The 19,729-nt window shown below is 52.7% G+C and carries 16 protein-coding genes; 9 read left to right on the plus strand and 7 right to left on the minus strand.

From position 1 onward, the window contains the following. Positions 1-223: 223 nt before the first annotated feature. On the minus strand, positions 224-655 hold the full coding sequence (locus tag DBZ16_RS05665) for an EamA family transporter (RefSeq protein WP_003776540.1): 432 nt from the start codon (positions 653-655) through the stop codon (positions 224-226). A gap of 195 nt (positions 656-850) precedes the next feature. Between DBZ16_RS05665 and DBZ16_RS05670 the strand changes: the two genes are divergently transcribed. The 3 genes from DBZ16_RS05670 (at position 851) to DBZ16_RS05685 (ending at position 4,460) form a co-directional block, all read left to right on the plus strand. Then, positions 851-2,527, plus strand: a complete 1,677-nt coding sequence (locus DBZ16_RS05670) for a formate--tetrahydrofolate ligase (protein WP_107813264.1) — start codon at positions 851-853, stop codon at positions 2,525-2,527. Positions 2,528-2,811: 284 nt separating this feature from the next. Beyond that, on the plus strand, positions 2,812-3,369 hold the full coding sequence (orn, locus tag DBZ16_RS05680) for an oligoribonuclease (protein ID WP_107813265.1): 558 nt from the start codon (positions 2,812-2,814) through the stop codon (positions 3,367-3,369). A gap of 41 nt (positions 3,370-3,410) precedes the next feature. After that, positions 3,411-4,460, plus strand: coding sequence for a metallophosphoesterase (locus DBZ16_RS05685; protein WP_107813266.1), 1,050 nt, complete (start codon positions 3,411-3,413; stop codon positions 4,458-4,460). 172 nt (positions 4,461-4,632) lie between these two features. Here the strand turns inward: DBZ16_RS05685 and DBZ16_RS05690 are convergent, their stop codons facing one another. Together DBZ16_RS05690 and aroG are read right to left on the minus strand one after the other, a co-directional pair. Further along, positions 4,633-4,848, minus strand: coding sequence for a glycine zipper 2TM domain-containing protein (locus tag DBZ16_RS05690; RefSeq protein ID WP_003761681.1), 216 nt, complete (start codon positions 4,846-4,848; stop codon positions 4,633-4,635). 233 nt (positions 4,849-5,081) lie between these two features. Then, a complete protein-coding gene (gene aroG, locus DBZ16_RS05695) occupies positions 5,082-6,131 on the minus strand; it encodes a 3-deoxy-7-phosphoheptulonate synthase AroG (RefSeq protein ID WP_107813267.1) in 1,050 nt (349 codons plus the stop codon). A 540-nt stretch (positions 6,132-6,671) separates the two neighbouring features. Between aroG and DBZ16_RS05705 the strand changes: the two genes are divergently transcribed. The 6 genes from DBZ16_RS05705 (at position 6,672) to asd (ending at position 14,671) form a co-directional block, all read left to right on the plus strand. Beyond that, a complete protein-coding gene (locus tag DBZ16_RS05705) occupies positions 6,672-7,736 on the plus strand; it encodes a 2,3-butanediol dehydrogenase (RefSeq protein WP_107813269.1) in 1,065 nt (354 codons plus the stop codon). Between the two features lie 536 nt (positions 7,737-8,272). Beyond that, complete coding sequence (locus tag DBZ16_RS05710; RefSeq protein ID WP_107813270.1) at positions 8,273-8,914, plus strand: spore coat protein U domain-containing protein; 642 nt, start codon at positions 8,273-8,275, stop codon at positions 8,912-8,914. 41 nt (positions 8,915-8,955) lie between these two features. After that, entirely contained in the window at positions 8,956-9,681 is a 726-nt protein-coding gene (locus DBZ16_RS05715; protein ID WP_107813271.1) for a fimbrial biogenesis chaperone, read from the plus strand. A gap of 37 nt (positions 9,682-9,718) precedes the next feature. Continuing rightward, on the plus strand, positions 9,719-12,136 hold the full coding sequence (locus DBZ16_RS05720; protein WP_107813272.1) for a fimbria/pilus outer membrane usher protein: 2,418 nt from the start codon (positions 9,719-9,721) through the stop codon (positions 12,134-12,136). Further along, positions 12,127-13,254 carry a Csu type fimbrial protein gene (locus DBZ16_RS05725; protein WP_107813273.1) on the plus strand — a complete coding sequence of 376 codons (1,128 nt, stop codon included), beginning with the start codon at positions 12,127-12,129 and terminating at the stop codon, positions 13,252-13,254. The genes DBZ16_RS05720 and DBZ16_RS05725 overlap by 10 nt, the downstream gene beginning before the upstream one ends. 301 nt (positions 13,255-13,555) lie before the next feature. After that, complete coding sequence (gene asd, locus DBZ16_RS05730) at positions 13,556-14,671, plus strand: aspartate-semialdehyde dehydrogenase (RefSeq protein ID WP_107813274.1); 1,116 nt, start codon at positions 13,556-13,558, stop codon at positions 14,669-14,671. Between the two features lie 242 nt (positions 14,672-14,913). On the opposite strand, the gene dapD is transcribed toward asd, so the two are convergent. The 4 genes from dapD to DBZ16_RS05750 form a co-directional block, all read right to left on the minus strand. Continuing rightward, positions 14,914-15,735 carry a 2,3,4,5-tetrahydropyridine-2,6-dicarboxylate N-succinyltransferase gene (dapD, locus tag DBZ16_RS05735; RefSeq protein ID WP_107813275.1) on the minus strand — a complete coding sequence of 274 codons (822 nt, stop codon included), beginning with the start codon at positions 15,733-15,735 and terminating at the stop codon, positions 14,914-14,916. A 271-nt stretch (positions 15,736-16,006) separates the two neighbouring features. Continuing rightward, a complete protein-coding gene (locus DBZ16_RS05740; RefSeq protein ID WP_107813276.1) occupies positions 16,007-16,537 on the minus strand; it encodes a DUF4189 domain-containing protein in 531 nt (176 codons plus the stop codon). Positions 16,538-16,887: 350 nt separating this feature from the next. Beyond that, positions 16,888-18,219 (minus strand): MFS transporter, encoded by a 1,332-nt coding sequence (locus DBZ16_RS05745; RefSeq protein ID WP_107813277.1) that lies wholly within the window; start codon positions 18,217-18,219, stop codon positions 16,888-16,890. A gap of 219 nt (positions 18,220-18,438) precedes the next feature. Next, entirely contained in the window at positions 18,439-19,476 is a 1,038-nt protein-coding gene (locus DBZ16_RS05750) for a LacI family DNA-binding transcriptional regulator (protein WP_107813278.1), read from the minus strand. Between the last annotated feature and the right edge of the window lie 253 nt (positions 19,477-19,729).

A 19,729-nucleotide genomic window follows, 5' to 3' on the forward strand; every position in this document is an offset into this window, starting at 1 on the left:
ACAGTACAAATAGTACGGAACCGATTCACTTGGTGCTTCAGCACCTTAGAGAATCGTTCTCTTTGAGCTAAGGCGAGGCAACGCCGTACTGGTTTAAAGTTAATCCACTATACACAAAACCATCGCCGCAAATGACAACAAGTCTTCAGCAGCCCTATTTTTGCAACGCAATATTTTCAGACGACCTCTCGGCTTAAAAGGTCGTCTGAAAAATCATTCAGCCCTACCGCTTCAAAGCCAACGTCAACACGCCCGCCGTAACCAGTCCCAAGCCTACCCATTCCTGCGTGCTGGGGCGTTCGTCCAGAAAGACCACCGCCATCAGCGCGACCAAAACCAGGCTGAATTTATCGACGGGGGCGACTTGCGAGGCGTTGCCCAGTTGCAGGGCTTTGAAGTAGGCGAGCCAAGATGCGCCGGTAGCGAGGCCGGAGAGAATCAGGAATGTCCAGTTGCGACCGGTAAACCCGTTCACGCCCTGCCATTTGCCGGTATAGGTCAGGAACAAGACCAGCGCGGCGAGGATGACCAGCGTGCGGATGAAGGTGGCGAAATCCGAATCGATGCCCTGCAAACCCATTTTGGCGAAAATCGCCGTCAGCGAGGCGAAGCCTGCGGAAGCCAATGCCCAGAAAAGCCATGCGTTGCTGCCCATGTTTGTCCGTTTCTCTTGTGGATTGTCAACAATATGAACCGTATTTTTGTTGAATTATCGAATTTTTCACTGCGATTCATTCTCAGATAACGCTATAATATGCCTAATATTCTTTTGAATCCATCAGCGTTTGTCTTTCCGATGGGCTTTCAGACGACCCTCCTCTTTTTCTTCTCCATTCAGTAAAGGAAAATCATGAGCTTCAAAACCGATGCCGAAATCGCCCAATCTTCCACCATGCGTCCGATTGGCGAAATTGCCGCCAAGCTGGGTTTGAACGTGGACAATATCGAACCCTACGGCCATTACAAAGCCAAAATCAATCCTGCCGAGGCGTTCAAACTGCCGCAAAAACAAGGCCGTCTGATTTTGGTTACCGCCATCAACCCGACTCCGGCGGGCGAAGGCAAAACCACCGTGACCATCGGTTTGGCGGACGCGTTGCGCCACATCGGCAAAGACGCCGTTATCGCCCTGCGCGAACCTTCTTTGGGGCCTGTGTTCGGCGTCAAGGGCGGCGCGGCGGGCGGCGGCTATGCCCAAGTTTTGCCGATGGAAGACATCAACCTGCACTTCACCGGCGACTTCCACGCCATCGGTGCGGCGAACAACCTGCTCGCCGCCATGCTCGACAACCACATCTACCAAGGCAACGAATTGAACATCGACCCCAAACGCGTCCTGTGGCGGCGCGTGGTCGATATGAACGACCGCCAGTTGCGCAACATCATCGACGGTATGGGCAAACCTGTTGACGGCGTGATGCGTCCTGACGGCTTTGACATTACCGTCGCCTCCGAAGTGATGGCGGTATTCTGTCTTGCCAAAGACATCAGCGATTTGAAAGAGCGTTTGGGCAACATCCTCGTCGCCTACGCCAAAGACGGCAGCCCCGTTTACGCCAAAGATTTGAAAGCCCACGGCGCGATGGCGGCATTGCTCAAAGACGCCATCAAGCCCAACTTGGTACAAACCATCGAAGGCACGCCCGCTTTCGTACACGGCGGTCCCTTCGCCAACATCGCCCACGGCTGCAACTCCGTTACCGCCACCCGACTGGCGAAACACCTTGCCGATTACGCCGTAACCGAAGCAGGCTTCGGCGCGGATTTGGGTGCGGAAAAATTCTGCGACATCAAATGCCGCCTTGCCGGATTGAAACCCGACGCAGCAGTCGTCGTCGCCACCGTCCGCGCCTTGAAATACAACGGCGGCGTAGAACGCGCCAACCTCGGCGAAGAAAACCTCGAAGCCTTGGCAAAAGGCCTGCCCAACCTGCTGAAACACATTTCCAACCTGAAAAACGTCTTCGGCCTACCCGTCGTCGTCGCCATCAACCGCTTCGTGTCCGACTCCGATGCCGAGTTGGCAATGATTGAAAAAGCCTGCGCCGAACACGGCGTCGAAGTTTCCCTGACCGAAGTGTGGGGCAAAGGCGGCGCGGGCGGCGCAGATTTGGCACGCAAAGTCGTCAACGCCATCGACAACCAACCCAATAACTTCAGCTTCGCCTACGATGTCGAATTGAGCATCAAAGACAAAATCCGCGCCATCGCCCAAAAAGTGTACGGCGCGGAAGACGTCGATTTCAGCGCGGAAGCATCCGCCGAAATCGCCTCGCTGGAAAAACTGGGCTTGGACAAAATGCCCGTCTGCATGGCGAAAACCCAATATTCCCTCAGCGACAACGCCAAACTCTTGGGCTGCCCCGAAGGCTTCCGCATCACCGTGCGCGGCATCACCGTTTCCGCCGGCGCAGGCTTCATCGTTGCCCTGTGCGGCAACATGATGAAAATGCCCGGTCTGCCCAAAGTCCCCGCCGCCGAGAAAATCGACGTGGACGCAGACGGAGTGATCCACGGCTTGTTCTGATTTGAATCTGAAGTGAAGTAAACAGCAAAAAGGTCGTCTGAAAACGGGTTTCAGACGACCTTTTTATGTTTTGCATCCAATTAAACTCAACCACGACCACCCGTAGCGTGGGCTTTGCCCACGAATCTGCCCGATGAAATAGTCGTCTGAAAAACCGAATGAAACCTGCCGCATTGGTTTTCAGACGACCTTTGATTCACACCGTCGCTTTGCCTTATCCTGATTTGAAGTTAATCCACTATAATACCGCCCATTGTTTTTAAACCGACGAAAGGTCGTCTGAAATGACTCAAAACGCAAGCAACCTCTGCTGGCTCGATATGGAAATGACCGGGCTGGATCCCGAACGCGAACGCATCATCGAAGTCGCCATGATTATCACCGACTCCGATTTGAACGTCTTGGCTCAGTCCGAAGTTTATGTCGTCCACCAAAGCGACGAACTGCTCGAGAACATGGACGCATGGAACACCGCCACCCACGGCCGCACGGGGCTGACGCAGCGCGTGCGTGAATCGCAACTGACCGAAGCCGAAGTGGAACAAAAACTGCTGGACTTTATCGCGCAATGGATTCCCGAAAAAGCCACGCCGATGTGCGGCAACTCCATCCACCAAGACCGCCGCTTTATGGTCAAATACATGCCGCGCCTCGAAGCGTATTTCCACTACCGCAATCTGGACGTGTCCACCTTGAAAGAACTCGCCAAACGTTGGAATCCGCCTGTTGCCAAAGGCGTGGTGAAACGCGGTTCGCATCAGGCTTTGGACGATATTCTCGAAAGCATTGAGGAAATGCGTTACTACCGCGAAAACTTCTTGAAACTGCCTGAGGTCGTCTGAAAACACCGTCAGCACACTTTTTCAGACGACCTCCCACCATCATGTCCTACCGATACCGCCAATCCCTGCCTGATACGCCGCTGGACATCGTCGGCGACGTTCACGGCGAATTTGCCGCCTTCCAATCGCTGCTGCACCGGCTCGGCTACCGCGACGACGGTTTCCATCCGCACGGGCGGCGGCTGGTGTTCGTCGGCGATTTGTGCGACCGCGGCCCCGACAGCCCCGCGATGCTGTCGTGGTTCAAACAGGCTTATGAACGCGGATGGGCATGGATGGTTTTGGGCAACCACGAATTGAACATCCTTGCCGACGACCCGAAAGACGGCTCCGGCTGGTTTTTCGATGTCCGTGCCGAAAAAGACGCCCATTACGCGCCGTGGCATTGTGTGGAAGAGAAAGAAAAAAACGAATTGCGCGCATGGCTTGCCGAACAGCCGCTGCTGCTGGAGCGCGAAGACCTGCGCATCGTCCACGCCGCCTGGCTGCCGCCGCAAATCGAACGCCTCGAAGAAGCAAAAGGCGAAAGCCTGACCGCGCAATATCGCCGCTTCGATGCCGAGTTGAAACACCGCCTTCAGACGGCCTCTTGGTATCCCGACTACCTCTACGAACAGGCGCATTACGCCCCGCAGGCGGAAAATCCCGACCATGCGCTGCCACCCATGCCCGCCACGGCGCAATACGAACTCGAACGCAGCCGCCTGCATCCGATACGCGCCCTCACCAGCGGCGTGGAGCGTTTGGCGGACAAGCCGTTTTACGCCGGAGGACGCTGGCGCGGTACGACCCGTTGCGCGTGGTGGGACGACTACCGCGATGATACGCCCGTCGTTATCGGCCATTATTGGCGCAGTTGGCAGCCGACTCCCGCCACCGTTGCCGCCGAACGGCTGTTGCTGCCGCCGCAGCCAGATGTGTGGCACGGGGCGGGGCGCAACGTGTTCTGCGTCGATTTCTCGATAGGCGCAAGCTGGCGGGCAAGGAAATTCCCGCAAAAATACCGTCCCGAACAGTTCAGGCTGGCAGCATTGCGCTGGCCGGAGAAGGTGTTGGTGTTTGAGAACGGCGAATGCGCGGCGACGCGTTAGCCCGACCACAAACTTTCATACTCCCCCAAGCTTTTTAAAACAAAGCAATCAATAAGTTTGAACCCCAATCAACCCCTACCCTTTCGCAAGCATTCTTCTGATTCAATCACGCCAAATAAAAAAAGCCGACCGAACCCGTTTAAGGTTCGACCGGCTTTTATCGTTTTAAAAATTAACGATGTCTGTGGACTTGGCTGCCGATGACGCCGCCTAATGCAGCGCCGCCCAAAGTAGAGCCGGTATCGCCGCCGATCAGGTTACCCGCCACACCGCCCAATACCGCGCCAGTAGCAGTATTGCGTTGTGTTTGGGTCATACCTGCACATGCACTCAGAGAAGTAGCAATGGCGATCAAGGTCAAAGTTTTAGTCAAGAAAGACTTGCTCATGGTGTGTTCTCCGTTGTGGGTTAACTCTGTAACGAAAGTATGTCACACCAAGTCATTAATATTTATTCCAATAAGTAAAGTCATTTTAAACTAAGATAATTTAACAGGCGGACAGTTAGAAAAAACCATAATCCGATAAATCAGACAAATTAAACAAAAGGTCGTCTGAAACTGTCTGTTTTTGTTCACACACAGCCTTTTCAGACGACCTCTTTTTTGCCGCTCAAACCGGCTTAAGGCGCGACCCGTTTACGGTTTGCCGCAGCCAAAAGCGCGAGCATTTCTTCGGTAGTGTCCCAGCCGATACAGGCATCGGTAATGCTTTGCCCGTAAACTTCGGGCTTGTCCTGTCTGCCTTCGACCAAATGGCTTTCAACCATCACTCCCATAATGTTGTCTTCGCCGTTTTCGAGTTGCGCGGCAACATCTTGGGCAACTTCCATCTGCCGTCTGTAATCTTTACGGCTGTTCGCGTGGCTGCAATCGACCATCAGCTTGGGCGACAAACCGACTTTTATTAATTGTTCCGCCGCCGATTTGACGTGTTCGGTGCTGTAATTCGGCTCTTTGCCGCCGCGCAGGATAACGTGGCAGTCGGGATTGCCGCTGGTATGCACAATGGCGGAATGCCCTGCTTTGGTTACAGACAGGAAGTGATGCGGATGACTTGCCGCACCAATCGCGTCGATGGCGATTTTCAGATTGCCGTCTGTACCGTTTTTGAAACCGACCGGACAAGATAGACCGCTGGCGAGTTCGCGGTGTACTTGACTTTCCGTCGTCCGCGCGCCAATCGCGCCCCAAGAAATCAAGTCCGCGTAATATTGCGGCGTAATCATGTCGAGGAACTCCGTCGAAGCCGGCATGCCCATATTGTTCAGCGTCAGCAGCAAGCTGCGCGCCTGACGCAGGCCGTAGTTGATGTCGAACGTACCGTCCAAGTGCGGGTCGTTAATAAGACCTTTCCAGCCCACCGTCGTGCGCGGTTTTTCAAAATACACGCGCATCACAATCAGCAATTCTTTTTCATATTTCTTGCGCAACACCAACAAACGTTCGGCGTATTCCAACGCAGCTTTGGTGTCGTGGATGGAACACGGACCGATAATCACCAGCAGACGGTTGTCCTTGCCGTGAACCAAATCGGCGATTTCATGACGTGTACGGTGTACCAGTCCCGCCGCTTCATCAGAAATCGGCAGCTCGTACAAATGGGCAATCGGTGGCAGCAGCTCTTTGACTTCTCTAATCTTAATATCGTCGGTAGGGTATTGTTGGGTCATTGTTATTGCTTTCAAATTCAGATAAATCGAGGCATAGATTACCTTCTTTACCTGTTTTAAACAAGTCTTTCGCCAACCACACGGCAATTTTATTTCAAAAATTTAATTTTTTACTATTTTTATATATTTAAATTTCTAATATTTTAGATTTTTCGCAATAAAATTTTGAACAAATCAATAATCAATACCTCCGTTGTCAACAATTTCCATCCCACTATCCATATAGTTAATCCCGCCTTCAAACAACATACTTTTGACGAATACTTCAAGACCATTCCGCCCAAAACTTGACCACGAACAAGCCCCGCTTTGTTTTTACGCAAGCCAACACATCATTCACATCGAAATGTAGTAAAATAACAAAATATCAAAGCAATATCGCGCAGTCTGTGTTGCTTATCCTACACAACCCGCCCTGCCGCAGCATTAAAATAACCATATACTCGTCGCACATCCCACACATCCTTCCCGCCCTTACTGAAAAGCCGTCCTACCTTTCAGACGACCTTTCTTTTCAACCTCAAAACAAGGAGCGTTACAATGAAAGCAGCACGTTTTTACGATAAAGGCGACATCCGCATCGAAGACATCCCCGAACCGACCGTCGCCCCCGGCACCGTCGGCATCAACGTCGCCTGGTGCGGTATCTGCGGTACCGACCTGCACGAATTTATGGAAGGCCCGATTTTCATTCCGCCCTGCGGTCATCCGCACCCGATTTCCGGCGAGTCCGCACCCATAACGATGGGACACGAGTTCTCCGGAGTGGTTTATGCCGTCGGCGAAGGCGTGGACGACCTCAAAGTCGGACAACACGTCGTGGTCGAACCCTACATCATCCGCGATGACGTACCGACCGGCGAAGGCAGCAACTACCACCTCTCCAAAGACATGAACTTCATCGGCTTGGGCGGCTGCGGTGGCGGTCTTGCCGAAAAAATCGCCGTCAAACGCCGCTGGGTGCATCCAATTTCCGACAAAATCCCGCTAGACCAAGCCGCTTTGATTGAGCCTCTGTCCGTCGGTCATCACGCTTATGTCCGCAGCGGCGCGAAAGCAGGCGACGTCGCATTGGTCGGTGGCGCAGGTCCGATCGGTTTGCTGCTTGCCGCTGTATTGAAAGCCAAAGGCATCAAAGTCATCATCACCGAATTGAGCAAAGCGCGCAAAGATAAAGCCCGTGAATCCGGCGTTGCCGACTACATCCTCGACCCGTCCGAAGTCGATGTCGTCGAAGAAGTGAAAAAACTGACCAACGGCGAAGGCGTGGACGTCGCATTCGAATGCACCAGCGTCAATAAAGTGCTGGACACCATGGTTGAAGCCTGCCGCCCGACTGCGAAAGTCGTCATCGTATCCATATGGAGCCACCCCGCCACCATCAACGTCCACAGCGTCGTGATGAAAGAGCTGGACGTGCGCGGCACCATCGCCTACTGCAACGACCACGCCAAAACCATCAAACTGGTGGAAGAAGGCAAAATCAACCTCGAACCTTTCATCACCCAGCGCATCAAGCTGGACGAGCTGATTTCCGAAGGCTTCGAGCGTCTGATTCACAACAACGAATCCGCCGTCAAAATCATCGTCAATCCCAACCTGTAAACGCCTGACGGATTGATAGAAACACAAAGGTCGTCTGAAAACCTCAAATCGAGATTTTCAGACGACCTTATATATTGCGCTCCATCAGGGGCGCATATTTTTAATTCTTTTTAGATGCGAAGACAAGGCAAGCCCATCATCGACAATACCTGTCAAACCATTTCATTGTCCATCACTAATTCCCAAACCCCACCCTATCCGAAATAGTCTATTGCAAAACATCTGCAAAGGTCGTCTGAAAGCCAACTTCAAGAAACTAAAGCTTCTTTTAAACGCTTTCAGACGACCTCTTATCTAATTTAAATACCGAATAAAATATAATCTTTGCAAAAACACAACAAAAAATAATACAAAAATTTACAAAAAACACAGGAACTTATAAAATACCAAACAATAACAGTTGCAACAATAATCACAAATCATAATAATGTCATATATACCGTTCAGGCATAAAAGCCTGCCGTATATCAGTTACACAGAAATATTACGGAGACTGTGTCAATACACACCTAAACTCACATACAAGGATAAATCCGATGAAAACACGTTTTACTTTAACTTCTCTGGCTCTGGCTTCTCTCATGATGATGGGCAATACTGCAATGGCCGAAACTAAAGAAGGCAATTTCAACGTACACCTGAAATTGACCGGCACTTGCGAAGTTCTAACAACAAACAGCGCATTGAATAGTACAAAAATTACTACCGAAGACCCAAGTCTGGCTGGAGCGGACATTGATTTCAGCACACGTGTCGCATCATCAAATTCAACCGCTATTACCCAAAAAAACGTTGGTGGTATGGCTACTGGTCTGAATATCCGTTGCAGTAAAAACACACTTTTCACAGTAGGTTTGGAACCTCAAAACGTAACAAGCAACAATGGTGAAGGCACAATGTGGGGTATCTCTCGCACATCAAAACAAAATAATGACACCATCAGCTATCAACTTCAAAAACCTGTCGTAAGCGGCTCAGGTATAAATCAAACAGTCCAAGAGACCAACAGCAACACTCCTTGGGGTAATTCAGGTACTGACCTTCTTTCATTGACAGGACAAGGTTTAAGTGATTCCGAAGCAGTCAAACTCCCTGTATATGCAACTGTTAAAGCAGGTGAATTAAACAAATTCATCGACACCTACCAAGACCAAGTCAAAGTAACCCTGAGTTACTAATCTGAGTCACTTCCTCAAAACAAAACAACTAAAAAATACTCATGCAAAAAGCAATCAGCACACTTGTCGGTATGCTGACGGCGGCAGCGGTTTTACCAAGCCATGCCGCCGGTTTGCAAGTCAATCCGACGTCTTTGTCCCTGCCCGCCAAACAGCGGGCGGGTATTTTTACTTTGGGAAATAAGGGTACAGAGCCGTTGACGGCGCAAGTGCGCGTGTTCCGCTGGACGCAGGACGCAAACGGTGGCGAGATACTCGAACCCACCGATGCCGTCATTGCCAGTCCGCCTATGGTCAAACTGGAAGCAGGTGCGCAACAGCAGTTCCGCGTGATGCGTGTCAAACCGTCCGACAAACAGGCAGAAGAAGCCTACCGCTTGATCGTGGACGAGCTGCCCGCTCCCAATGCGAAACCGCAAAAAGGCATTCAGTTGGTAATGCGCTATTCGCTGCCGCTGTTTGTCAACGTTCAAAACAATGCCGAACCGAAGCTGCAATGGCGTGCGGAAAAAACCGCGAACGGCAAAACGGTTTTGGTTGCCGAAAATACGGGCAATGCCTATGCGCAACTGAGCAATATTACTTTTCAGACGACCGCTGCCAAAGACGCATTGACGCTGGCAAGCGGTCTGGCGGGCTACGTCCTGCCGGGCAATACTTGGAAACGCGAATTGGAAGTTTCCCCCGTCTCTCTGAACCAAGGTCGTCTGAATGCCACGGTAAACGGTATGCCGATCCAAACGGAGGTAAGGTTTGCCGCCCCATGATCTAAGGATACGGCTGACGCGGCTGAGTGCCGCGTTGATGCTGTGTTTCTACGCCCTGCCCTCTCCTGCTCAAGACATCCTGACGCAGGCGGCACCTGCTGCCTACGAGCAGGCATGGCTGACCGTTTACCCGCAGGTCAAAGTCAACGGCAGCATACGCGACGGTATCGAACCCTTCATGTCGCGTAACGGCGTCCTGTATGCGCGCCCCGAATCTCTGCGCGCCTACGGCATTGCCCTGCCCGACGCAGAAGCTGCCGAGGCAGGCAAAAACGGCGTCGTGCCTGAAATACAGGACGGCGCTTCCACACCCGGCGCGGGCGTATGGTTCGAACTCTCCGCCATCCCCGGTTTGCAGGTGAAATACGATGCCGCCGCGCAAACCCTTGATCTCACCGCCCCCCTCGAATGGCAGCCCGACCTGAAAACCGCCCGAATCGGCGCACCGCAGGAAAACCGCTACGCCATCGCCAAACCCGGCTTTGCCGCCGTTCTGAACTACGACACCAATATCTCGCGTAACAATTCCGGCAGCGGCACGCAGGGCGTTTTCGGTGAAATGCGCCTGAGTACGCCTTGGGGCTACCTGAACCACACCCAATTTGCCAACCGAAGCCACAACAAAGAAAGCGGCTCCCGCAGCAACACCGCCCGTCTGGATACCTACTGGCGCACCGTCTGGCCCGAACAAGGCATATCGCTGACCGTGGGCGACACCCTGACCGGACAAATCGGCTCATGGGGCGGTACGCGCATCGGCGGCATCAAAATCTCCCGCACTTACAACACCCGCCCGTGGAAACAAACCACCCCGCTGCGTTCCTACCTCGGTAAAAGCACCCTACCCGGCACGGTCGATCTCTATATTGACGGTGTCAAACAAATGAGCCGCGACGTCGAAGCGGGCGAATACGAACTCATCCTACCGCCGTCCATCAGCGGCCGCAGCAACGCCCAAGTCGTCGCCACCGACGTACTGGGGCGCACCGTCGTCGTCGATATGCCGCTTTACGGCGGCAACGGACTTTTAGCAAAAGGCTTGAACGAATGGTCGTTTGAAGCAGGCTACGTCCGCCGCGATTACGGCATCCGTTCCGCAAAATACCAATCCGACCCCGCCGCCTCCGGTACGTTGCGTTACGGCGTCAGTAATACCCTGACCGCCCAAATTCACGGCGAAGCCGCGCGTGGTTACCGTCAGGCGGGCATTGCCGCCGATACCGTATTGGGTTCGCTCGGACAACTCAATCTTACCTATGCTGAAAGCCGCTTCGCAGGCAAAACAGGACGACGCGGCAGCGCGTTTTTCAGTACCCAATGGGACAAACTCTCCCTCAGCGCAGGCGCAAGCCGCACCAACGGACAATTTGCCGAACTGGGCGACACCGCATACGGCGCAGACTTTTTCAAAGCCACACGCCATCCCGCCACCTCCGCATCCGCATCTGCAGGCTGGAGCAGCGACAAACTCGGCTCATTCAGCCTATCCTACGTCCATTCCCACACCGAAGGCAGTCCCGCCGACGGCATAGGCTCGTTCGGCTGGAGCCGCAGCTTCAAAAACCGCACCTCGCTCTACGCCGGTGCCAATAAAAACTTCCGCAACAAGCGAGAACTGAGTTTCCACGCAGGTCTTTCCGTCAGCCTCGACAACGGCTATTCAACCTCCGCAGGCATCAGCAGAAACAAACACAACAACAGCTACCAAGCAACCCTGAACAAAACCAGCAGCGGCATGGGCAGCACCAGTTGGGGCATAGGCTGGCAGCAAAACGACAACGCAAACGGCAGCCGCAGCAATACCTTTAACGGCAACATCCGCCATCAAAACACCTACGGCGACGGCTGGGCAAACGTTTACAGCCAAAGCGGCAACAGCAACTGGAACGCAGGCTGGAGGGGCGGCCTCGTCCTCATGGGCGGCAGCATCTTCGCCACCCGCCAAGTCAACGACAGTTTCGCCGTCGTCAGCACCGGCGATATGGCGAATGTTCCCATCCGCGCAGGCGGCATGCCTGTGGGCAAAACCAACCGCAAAGGGCTGGCACTGATCCCCAGCCTCTCCGCCTACCAAAAAAACACCGTCAGCGTCGATATTGCCGAGTTGCCGCTGGACGTTCAGCTTGAACACACCGTCGCCGAAATCGCCCCGCCCGAACGCTCTGGCATGCGCGTCGAATTCAAGATACAGCGCACCCGCGCCGCCACCATGACGCTGAAAGACGCACAAAACCAATTGCTTCCGAGCGGCGGCAGCATTACTGCCGAAGACGGCACACCGGCAGCCGTAACCGGCTTCGACGGCAAAACATATATTGAAAACATGAAAGAAGGTAGAAACCGCTTCACCGTCACCCTCCCCGAAAACGGCGGCACTTGCACCTTCGAAGCGGACTACCCTGAAACATACAATCCGGATTCCATCCCGGAACTGGGAGACATCATATGCAGATAAACATAAAGAGAGGTCGTCTGAAAATAAACCCTGCAGGTTTCATTCAAACTTCGCGACTACTCCCTAAAACCATATTCGCCGCAGCCTTATGGCTGATGTTTGCGCCTGTCCAAACATGGGCTCACAATGGAGAGGTAGGCAACTATATGAAATGTACCGCGTCTGTCAGCAGCATCTCAGGCACAGGTGGCAACGTCTTGTCCTTTGGTACGCCTACCCAAGGCATCAATCTGCTCGAAGGACAGATTCCTGAAGTACAAGCTACCATCAACTATGAATGCAAAAGCTTCCTGAAAAGCACCACTCATACCCGCCTGTGTTTCAACATCGATGGCGGCAATAATTCTCCCTCACAAAACACCCCAAGGTTGCTTGCGCATCCCAAGCGCCCCACCAATACATTGCAATTTCAACTTTACAAACCCGACGGCACCGTCTGGGGTAGCAATGCACCCAACAGCAACGCCAAGCCCTATATGACGGAGAAGCTGGTAATCGGTCCCGACGGTACCAAATCAGGTCAAATTACCCTCACCGCCAAACTCCTCAACCATCAGGAAACCGCCGCACCTTACGCTGACGGAAGCCCGTATGAAGCTGTCTTCAACGGCATATCCGCCTCATTAAACTGGAATACGACTTATTGGGGACAACATCCTGCCAACTGCGGTGCATATTACTCATCCAACGACAGTTTCCCCTTTACGGTACAGGCACACGCCAGCCCCGTCTGCGAATTCATCTCCGCCGACGACATCGACTTCGGCACACACACCGCAGGCAGTACCAACCTGAAGCAGTCGGGCAACCTCAGCGTCCGCTGCACCAACGGCACGCCCTACACCGTCGGTCTGATTCCTTCCAACAACAATCAGGAAGGCAGGGGCGAGATGAAATCCACCAATCCCGCCAACACCGACAAAGTCCCCTACCGCCTCCGAAAAGGTACCTATGCAACTGCTCCTTTTTGGGGCAATAAGCCATCTGCTCCGGGCAAGGCGCAAGAGTTTACCGGCGACGGCAGCAGCCAGACACACACCATCTCGGCAGAAGTCCAAAACACCGACTACACCCCGGGCGAATATAAGGATAAGGTAACCGTCGATATCCGATACTGATCCGAAAGGTCGTCTGAAAAACAGTGCGGCATTTCGGTTATCAAAATGCTGGCAAACGGTACGTCATCGCTCTCAGCGTTCCTGCGAAACCTTGGATGCTTCTTGAATGCGAGCCTGCAACTTTGCATCAGGTTTGCTTTCGGAACATTCCGGTTTGGCAGGAACGCTGATTTTTCAGACGACCTTCCCTCTTGCTCCCGAAACAGCATAAAAAACTTTACATTTACCTCAAACAGGTTTAAAACTCTTCCTTTTCCCCTATTCAGAAATTTGTTAACAATTTCCCCCTAAGGAGCTCAACATGAAAGTAGGTTTCGTCGGCTGGCGCGGCATGGTCGGTTCGGTTTTGATGCAGCGTATGAAAGAAGAAAACGACTTCGCCCATATTCCCGAAGCGTTCTTCTTCACCACATCCAACGTCGGCGGCGCGGCACCTGATTTCGGTCAGGCGGCTAAAACATTATTGGACGCGAACGACATTGCCGAGCTGGCGAAAATGGACATCATCGTAACCTGCCAAGGCGGCGATTACACCAAATCCGTGTTCCAACCCCTGCGCGACAGCGGCTGGAACGGCTACTGGATTGACGCGGCGTCATCCCTGCGCATGAAAGACGACGCGATTATCGTCCTCGACCCGGTCAACCGAAACGTCATCGACAACGGCCTCAAAAACGGCGTGAAAAACTACATCGGCGGCAACTGCACCGTCTCCCTGATGCTGATGGCGCTGGGCGGCCTGTTCCAAAACGATTTGGTCGAATGGGCGACCAGCATGACCTACCAAGCCGCATCCGGTGCGGGCGCGAAAAATATGCGCGAACTCATCAGCGGCATGGGCGCGATTCACGCCCAAGTAGCGGACGAGCTTGCCGATCCTTCCAGCGCGATTCTCGACATCGACCGCAAAGTGTCCGATTTCCTGCGCAGCGAAGACTATCCGAAAGCCAACTTCGGCGTACCGCTCGCCGGCAGCCTGATTCCGTGGATTGACGTAGATTTGGGCAACGGTCAGTCCAAAGAAGAATGGAAAGGCGGCGCGGAAACCAACAAAATCCTCGGCCGCAGCGACAATCCGACCGTAATCGACGGCTTGTGCGTCCGCATCGGCTCTATGCGCTGCCACAGCCAAGCCATCACCCTGAAGCTGAAAAAAGACCTGCCCGTTTCCGAAATCGAAGCGATTTTGGCAGGCGCGAACGACTGGGTGAAAGTCATCCCCAACGAAAAAGAAGCCAGCATCCACGAGCTGACCCCCGCCAAAGTAACCGGCACGCTGTCCGTCCCCGTCGGACGCATCCGCAAACTGGGCATGGGCGGCGAATACATCAGCGCGTTCACCGTCGGCGACCAGCTCTTGTGGGGTGCAGCCGAACCCCTGCGCCGCGTGTTGCGCATCGTGTTGGGCAGTTTGTAAGATTCGCAGGTCAAACAAAAAGCAACGGTTTATCCGTTGCTTTTTTTATGGCAAAGAAAACAGCATCAAACAAAACGACAATGCCGTCCTGACTTAACCGACTTACCCTATGAAGAGGTCGTCTGAAAACCCGAAATCCGGTTTTCAGACGACCTCTTGCCATTCAAACAGGGAAACCGTTTGCCTGAAGCCCATTTATGTTTCGGGCTGTTTCAGACGACCTCCCCTTTTCTGTTCGCCGATTAAATACCGCGCAGCAATTCGTTGACGCTGGTTTTGGCGCGGGTTTGCGCGTCCACGCGTTTGACGATGACGGCGCAGTAGAGGCTGTGGCTGCCGTCTTTGGAAGGCATGCTGCCGGATACAACAACCGAGCCTGCCGGTACGCGGCCTTGGTAGATTTCGCCGGTAGTACGGTCGAAGATTTTGGTGGATTGTCCGATGAACACGCCCATGGAAATCACGCTGCCTTCTTCAACAATCACGCCCTCAACGATTTCGGAACGCGCGCCGATGAAGCAGTTGTCTTCAATAATGGTCGGGCTGGCTTGCAAGGGTTCGAGTACGCCGCCGATGCCGACGCCGCCGCTCAAGTGGACGTTTTTACCGATTTGGGCGCAAGAGCCGACGGTCGCCCAAGTATCGACCATCGCGCCTTCGTCAACGTATGCGCCGATGTTGACATAAGACGGCATCAAAACGACGTTTTTGGCAACAAAGCTGCCGCGGCGCGCAACGGCACCGGGTACGGCGCGGAAACCGGCGGCGCGGAATTCGTCTTCAGACCAGTCGGCAAACTTGGTCGGCACTTTGTCGAAGTATTTGTTTACGCCGTCGTTGAGGACTTCGTTGTCTTGGATGCGGAACGACAACAACACGGCTTTTTTCGCCCATTCGTTGACTTTCCATTCGCCCACGCCCAAGCGTTCGGCGACGCGCAATTTGCCTGAATCGAGTTGGCGGATGGTTTCCAACACGGCTTCTTTGACTTCGGAGGTAACGGTGGTCGGGGTGATGTCCGCACGGTTTTCAAAGGCGGTTTCGATGATGTTTTGCAAAGACATGGGGATTCCTTTTGAAGAGGGTAAAAGGTCGTCTGAAAAATTCGGATGACCTGCAAACAGGCGGTATTTTGCCATGTAAACGCTTTGCCGTCAGCTTTTGCGGGAATGCGGCGATATTCCTATCCAATCCGAGCTTCCACAAACCGTCCCCGCCCGCTTAAAACAAATCGGCACAATCAAATAAAAAGGTCGTCTGAAAACTTTAATTCCGGTTTTCAGACGACCTTCGGGATGAATGGCAAGATTAATCAAGGCGACGGACTACGTTCGGTCAAAAATCTTTATCTTTCAGTTCCGGAGGTAGTGAACAGCGTTCGGTTAGTACAATTTTACAATCTTTTGCACCACGAGCAATGCAGCCATTCAGTGCTTCGGGTTCCGCTTCACCAACTTTACCGGCTCCAGAAATGATAAGATATTTGTTTCCCATTTTACCTTGAGCAGCTGCCAAACAACCGTTCCTAGTCCATCGAAAAATTATGCAGTTGTTATCACCGCTTTTTTCCCTACAAGCTTTTAAAGCTTTTCTTTTAGCTTCTGCTAATGAGTCTTGCTCTAAAGCACCTGTCAAGTAATTTTTTTTTGTATTGTATGACAACGCCCCATATTTTGGAGGGACTTGGATGACAATATGTTCAACTCTGACCGGAGGAGTATAGTAACCTCCCCCACCTCCCCCGCAGTTTGAATTGTAACCGTAGGAGCATAATGCAGGATTATTCTGCAAAGCGCCTTGGGTCACATCGTTGGAATAGGCGTTCATACTTGCCAATCCGAGTAAAACAAACATCAGTTTTTTCACTGTATCTTCCTTATAAGGTAAACATTAAAACGCCCAGATTTTGCTTTGAGCAGATTTAGGGATGGGTTGATGATTTATAAAAGACGTAGCGTTCTGCTTTTTGCACCTATGGTTGATGATCGGTGTAGTTTGACGGCATTGAGGCAATGAGCGGGCGGGATGACTGCTTTTCGAACCATTTCATTACCCAATTGGATTATAGCCGTTAAAGCTAACTTTTGCTCTATCAAACCAAGCTCCAATCATCGGTATCAGGTCATTAATTACTGTCTGGACAACCAAATCAAACAACAAGGTCGTCTGAAAACCTTAATTCCGGTTTTCAGACGACCCCTTGGCAAATGCCTGAATCAGCTTGCCGATTCTACGCCATAAGGTTTGTTTGACGTTTTGATGGTCAGGGTCAGTACGGCGGCGATGATAAGGAGGACACCGGCAAAAGTCATGGCATGTCCCGGGTCGGCGCCGAGCAAGTTCTCATAGATTTTACTGAAGGTAAGGGTTTGGATCAGCATCGGAATCACAATCATCATGTTGACGATGCCCATATACACGCCGTAGCGTTCTTTCGGGATGGAATGCACGACAATCATAAACGGCACGCCCATCATACTTGCCCAGCCGATACCGAAGCCAATCATCGGAGCGAGCATCATGTTTTTATCGGTAACATGCGGAATCGCCAAAAGGGCGAGTGCGGCAAGGGTAACGGCAAAGGCGTGGACGTATTTGGCGGCGTATTTGCGCGCCATCCACATCAATCCGAAAGCGGAAACGAAGGTCACGACGTTGTAAAAACCATTGACCACACCGGTCCATGCCACTGCTTCCTCATATGCGACTTTGTTGGCAGAGGTAGCATTCCATATAGATTTGGCGAGACTGTGGGAGATGAATTGCCAGTAGATGAAGAGCGCGTACCATTGGAAGAGGTAAACCGAAGCGAGCTGCCACAAGGGTTTCGGCATATCTTTAATGGCATGGTAAATTTCTTTAACGGCTTCAACAGGACCGCCGGATTGGGCTTTAATCGCCGCCAGCTCTTCAGGAGACGGCTCATGTTCGGGGGTGGACAATACGGTCACTAAAACAGAGCCAATGGAGCAGACGGCGCCAATATAGAACGAGCCGAATACCCAGTAGGGGATGCCTGCTTCGGAGGTTTGGTTCAACCAGTCGATTTGCTTGAAGATATAGAGCGATACGTTGGCAAGGGTAATGCCCAAGCCGGTAAACACGGACTGCATCAAGAAGCCGGTGGATTGCTGGCGTTCGGGAACGGTATCGGCGATGAAGGCGCGAAAAGGCTCCATGGCGGTATTGTTGCTGATGTCCAAGAGCCACAGCAGCAATACGGCAACCCACAATGCGGTAACGTGCGGATAGAAGAACAGACACAAGCTGCAACCGATGGCGCCGAGCAGGAAATACGGACGGCGGCGGCCGAGTCCGGGAATCCATGTACGGTCGCTCATGGCGCCGATAAGGGGCTGCACCAGCAGACCGGTAATCGGTCCTGCCATATTGAGGTAAGGCAGTTTTGCAGGGTCAGCTTGTAAGAAACTGAAAATCGGATTGATGGCGGTTTGCTGCAAACCGAAGCTGTATTGGATGCCGAAGAAGCCGAAGTTCATCAGCATAATCTGGCGAAGCGTCAGGGATACTTGTGGGGAAATCTTCATTTTGAAGCGACTCCTGGACTTTATAAGAAGAAAACATGGAACAACAAACTGCGGGAAACACTGCATAGTCGAAGCGGTTGGGCCGCTTTCTTTATTCTTTGGCGTATCGTGTTGATACGTTGCAAATGGATAGCGTGATGTGTTGTTTGTGTTTTCAGACGACCTTTTATTGTCGTATTGTGTCTGCTTCATGATGCAGACGTCGTCTGAAAGGATGTTTTACTTCAATGCCGTGACCGACTGCCGCCAAATCGTTTCCCCGACAACCCGAACGGGCGGACGGACGGTTTCTTTGGTCTCGATAATGTCGAACAGGATTTCCGCCGCCAGCGCGCCCATGCGCATATAGGGCAGCTCGGTGCTGGTCAGCGGTGGGAACAGGGTTTCGGCAATCGCGCTGTGGTTGTCGTAACCTGCCACCGATACCTGCTCCGGAACGCGCACGCCGCGCGTCCTCAAAATGCCGTAAACGCGGACCGCCATTTCGTCGTTACCGCAGCAAATGACCGTCGGCGGGTCGGCAAGCGACAATAGTTTCAACACTGCCGCAATCAAAGGTTCGCTGCCGTTGGCAAAGTCAGTGATGCCGGTTTGCACCAAGTCGGGATCGAACACCATGTCCGATTCGTCCAAAGCGCGGCGGTAGCCCGCCAAACGCAGCCGCGTCGCTTCTGCGCCCGCCTGCAAAGTAATGTAGGCGATACGGCGGTGTCCGTGACGGATGATGTTGCGCACCAAATCGTATTGCCCGCGCTCGTCGTCCGGCAAAACCGACGGCGTACCCGCCGCGTCGAAACAGTTGACCAAAACCATCGGGCAGCGGTTGGGCATTTCGGGCAGGACGATTTCGCGGTGCGACTCGGTTACATACAAAATGCCTTCCGCGCGGTGCTCCATAAACGTCCTGACCAAAGGGTCGATTTGCTCGTAGCGGTTGTCCGTATCCGCAATCATCAGCGTTTTGCCCGCTTCGCGGATTTTCTGCTGTATGCCTTTGATTAAAAACATGTCCGGCAGACCGTGTACCCCGCTGTGTTCGCCCGTGCGCGAGATTGCGCCGGTAATCAGTCCGACCAAGTCCGAGCGGTTCGACCGCATCACCCGCGCCGCCGAAGACGGGATATAACCCAAAGCCGCAATCGCTGTTTCGACTTTCGCACGCGTTTTATCGCTGACCGGCGCATCGCCATTGATGACGCGGCTGACCGTTTTGGGTGAGACGCCCGCATAAGCAGCAACATCATAAATTGTAGCCATCTTACGACTCCCGCCTCAGCCCTGTTTCATTTGATTACGTAGCATAGCACACCAGACATCGGTGTCATACCGAAAATTTTAAAAAACCTTGATAAAAATCAAGCATATAAATTGCAAATTGCATACAATTCCTAAGCCATTTGACTACCCATATTCGCCAAACCCGCGCCCCTTTGTTAAACTACATATGACTACATAAATATTCACCGTATCGAACCAATCACTACAACGACAATCTATAACTGAATCACAT

It is taken from the genome of Neisseria sicca (genome assembly GCF_003044565.1).
Taxonomy (GTDB): domain Bacteria; phylum Pseudomonadota; class Gammaproteobacteria; order Burkholderiales; family Neisseriaceae; genus Neisseria; species Neisseria sicca_A.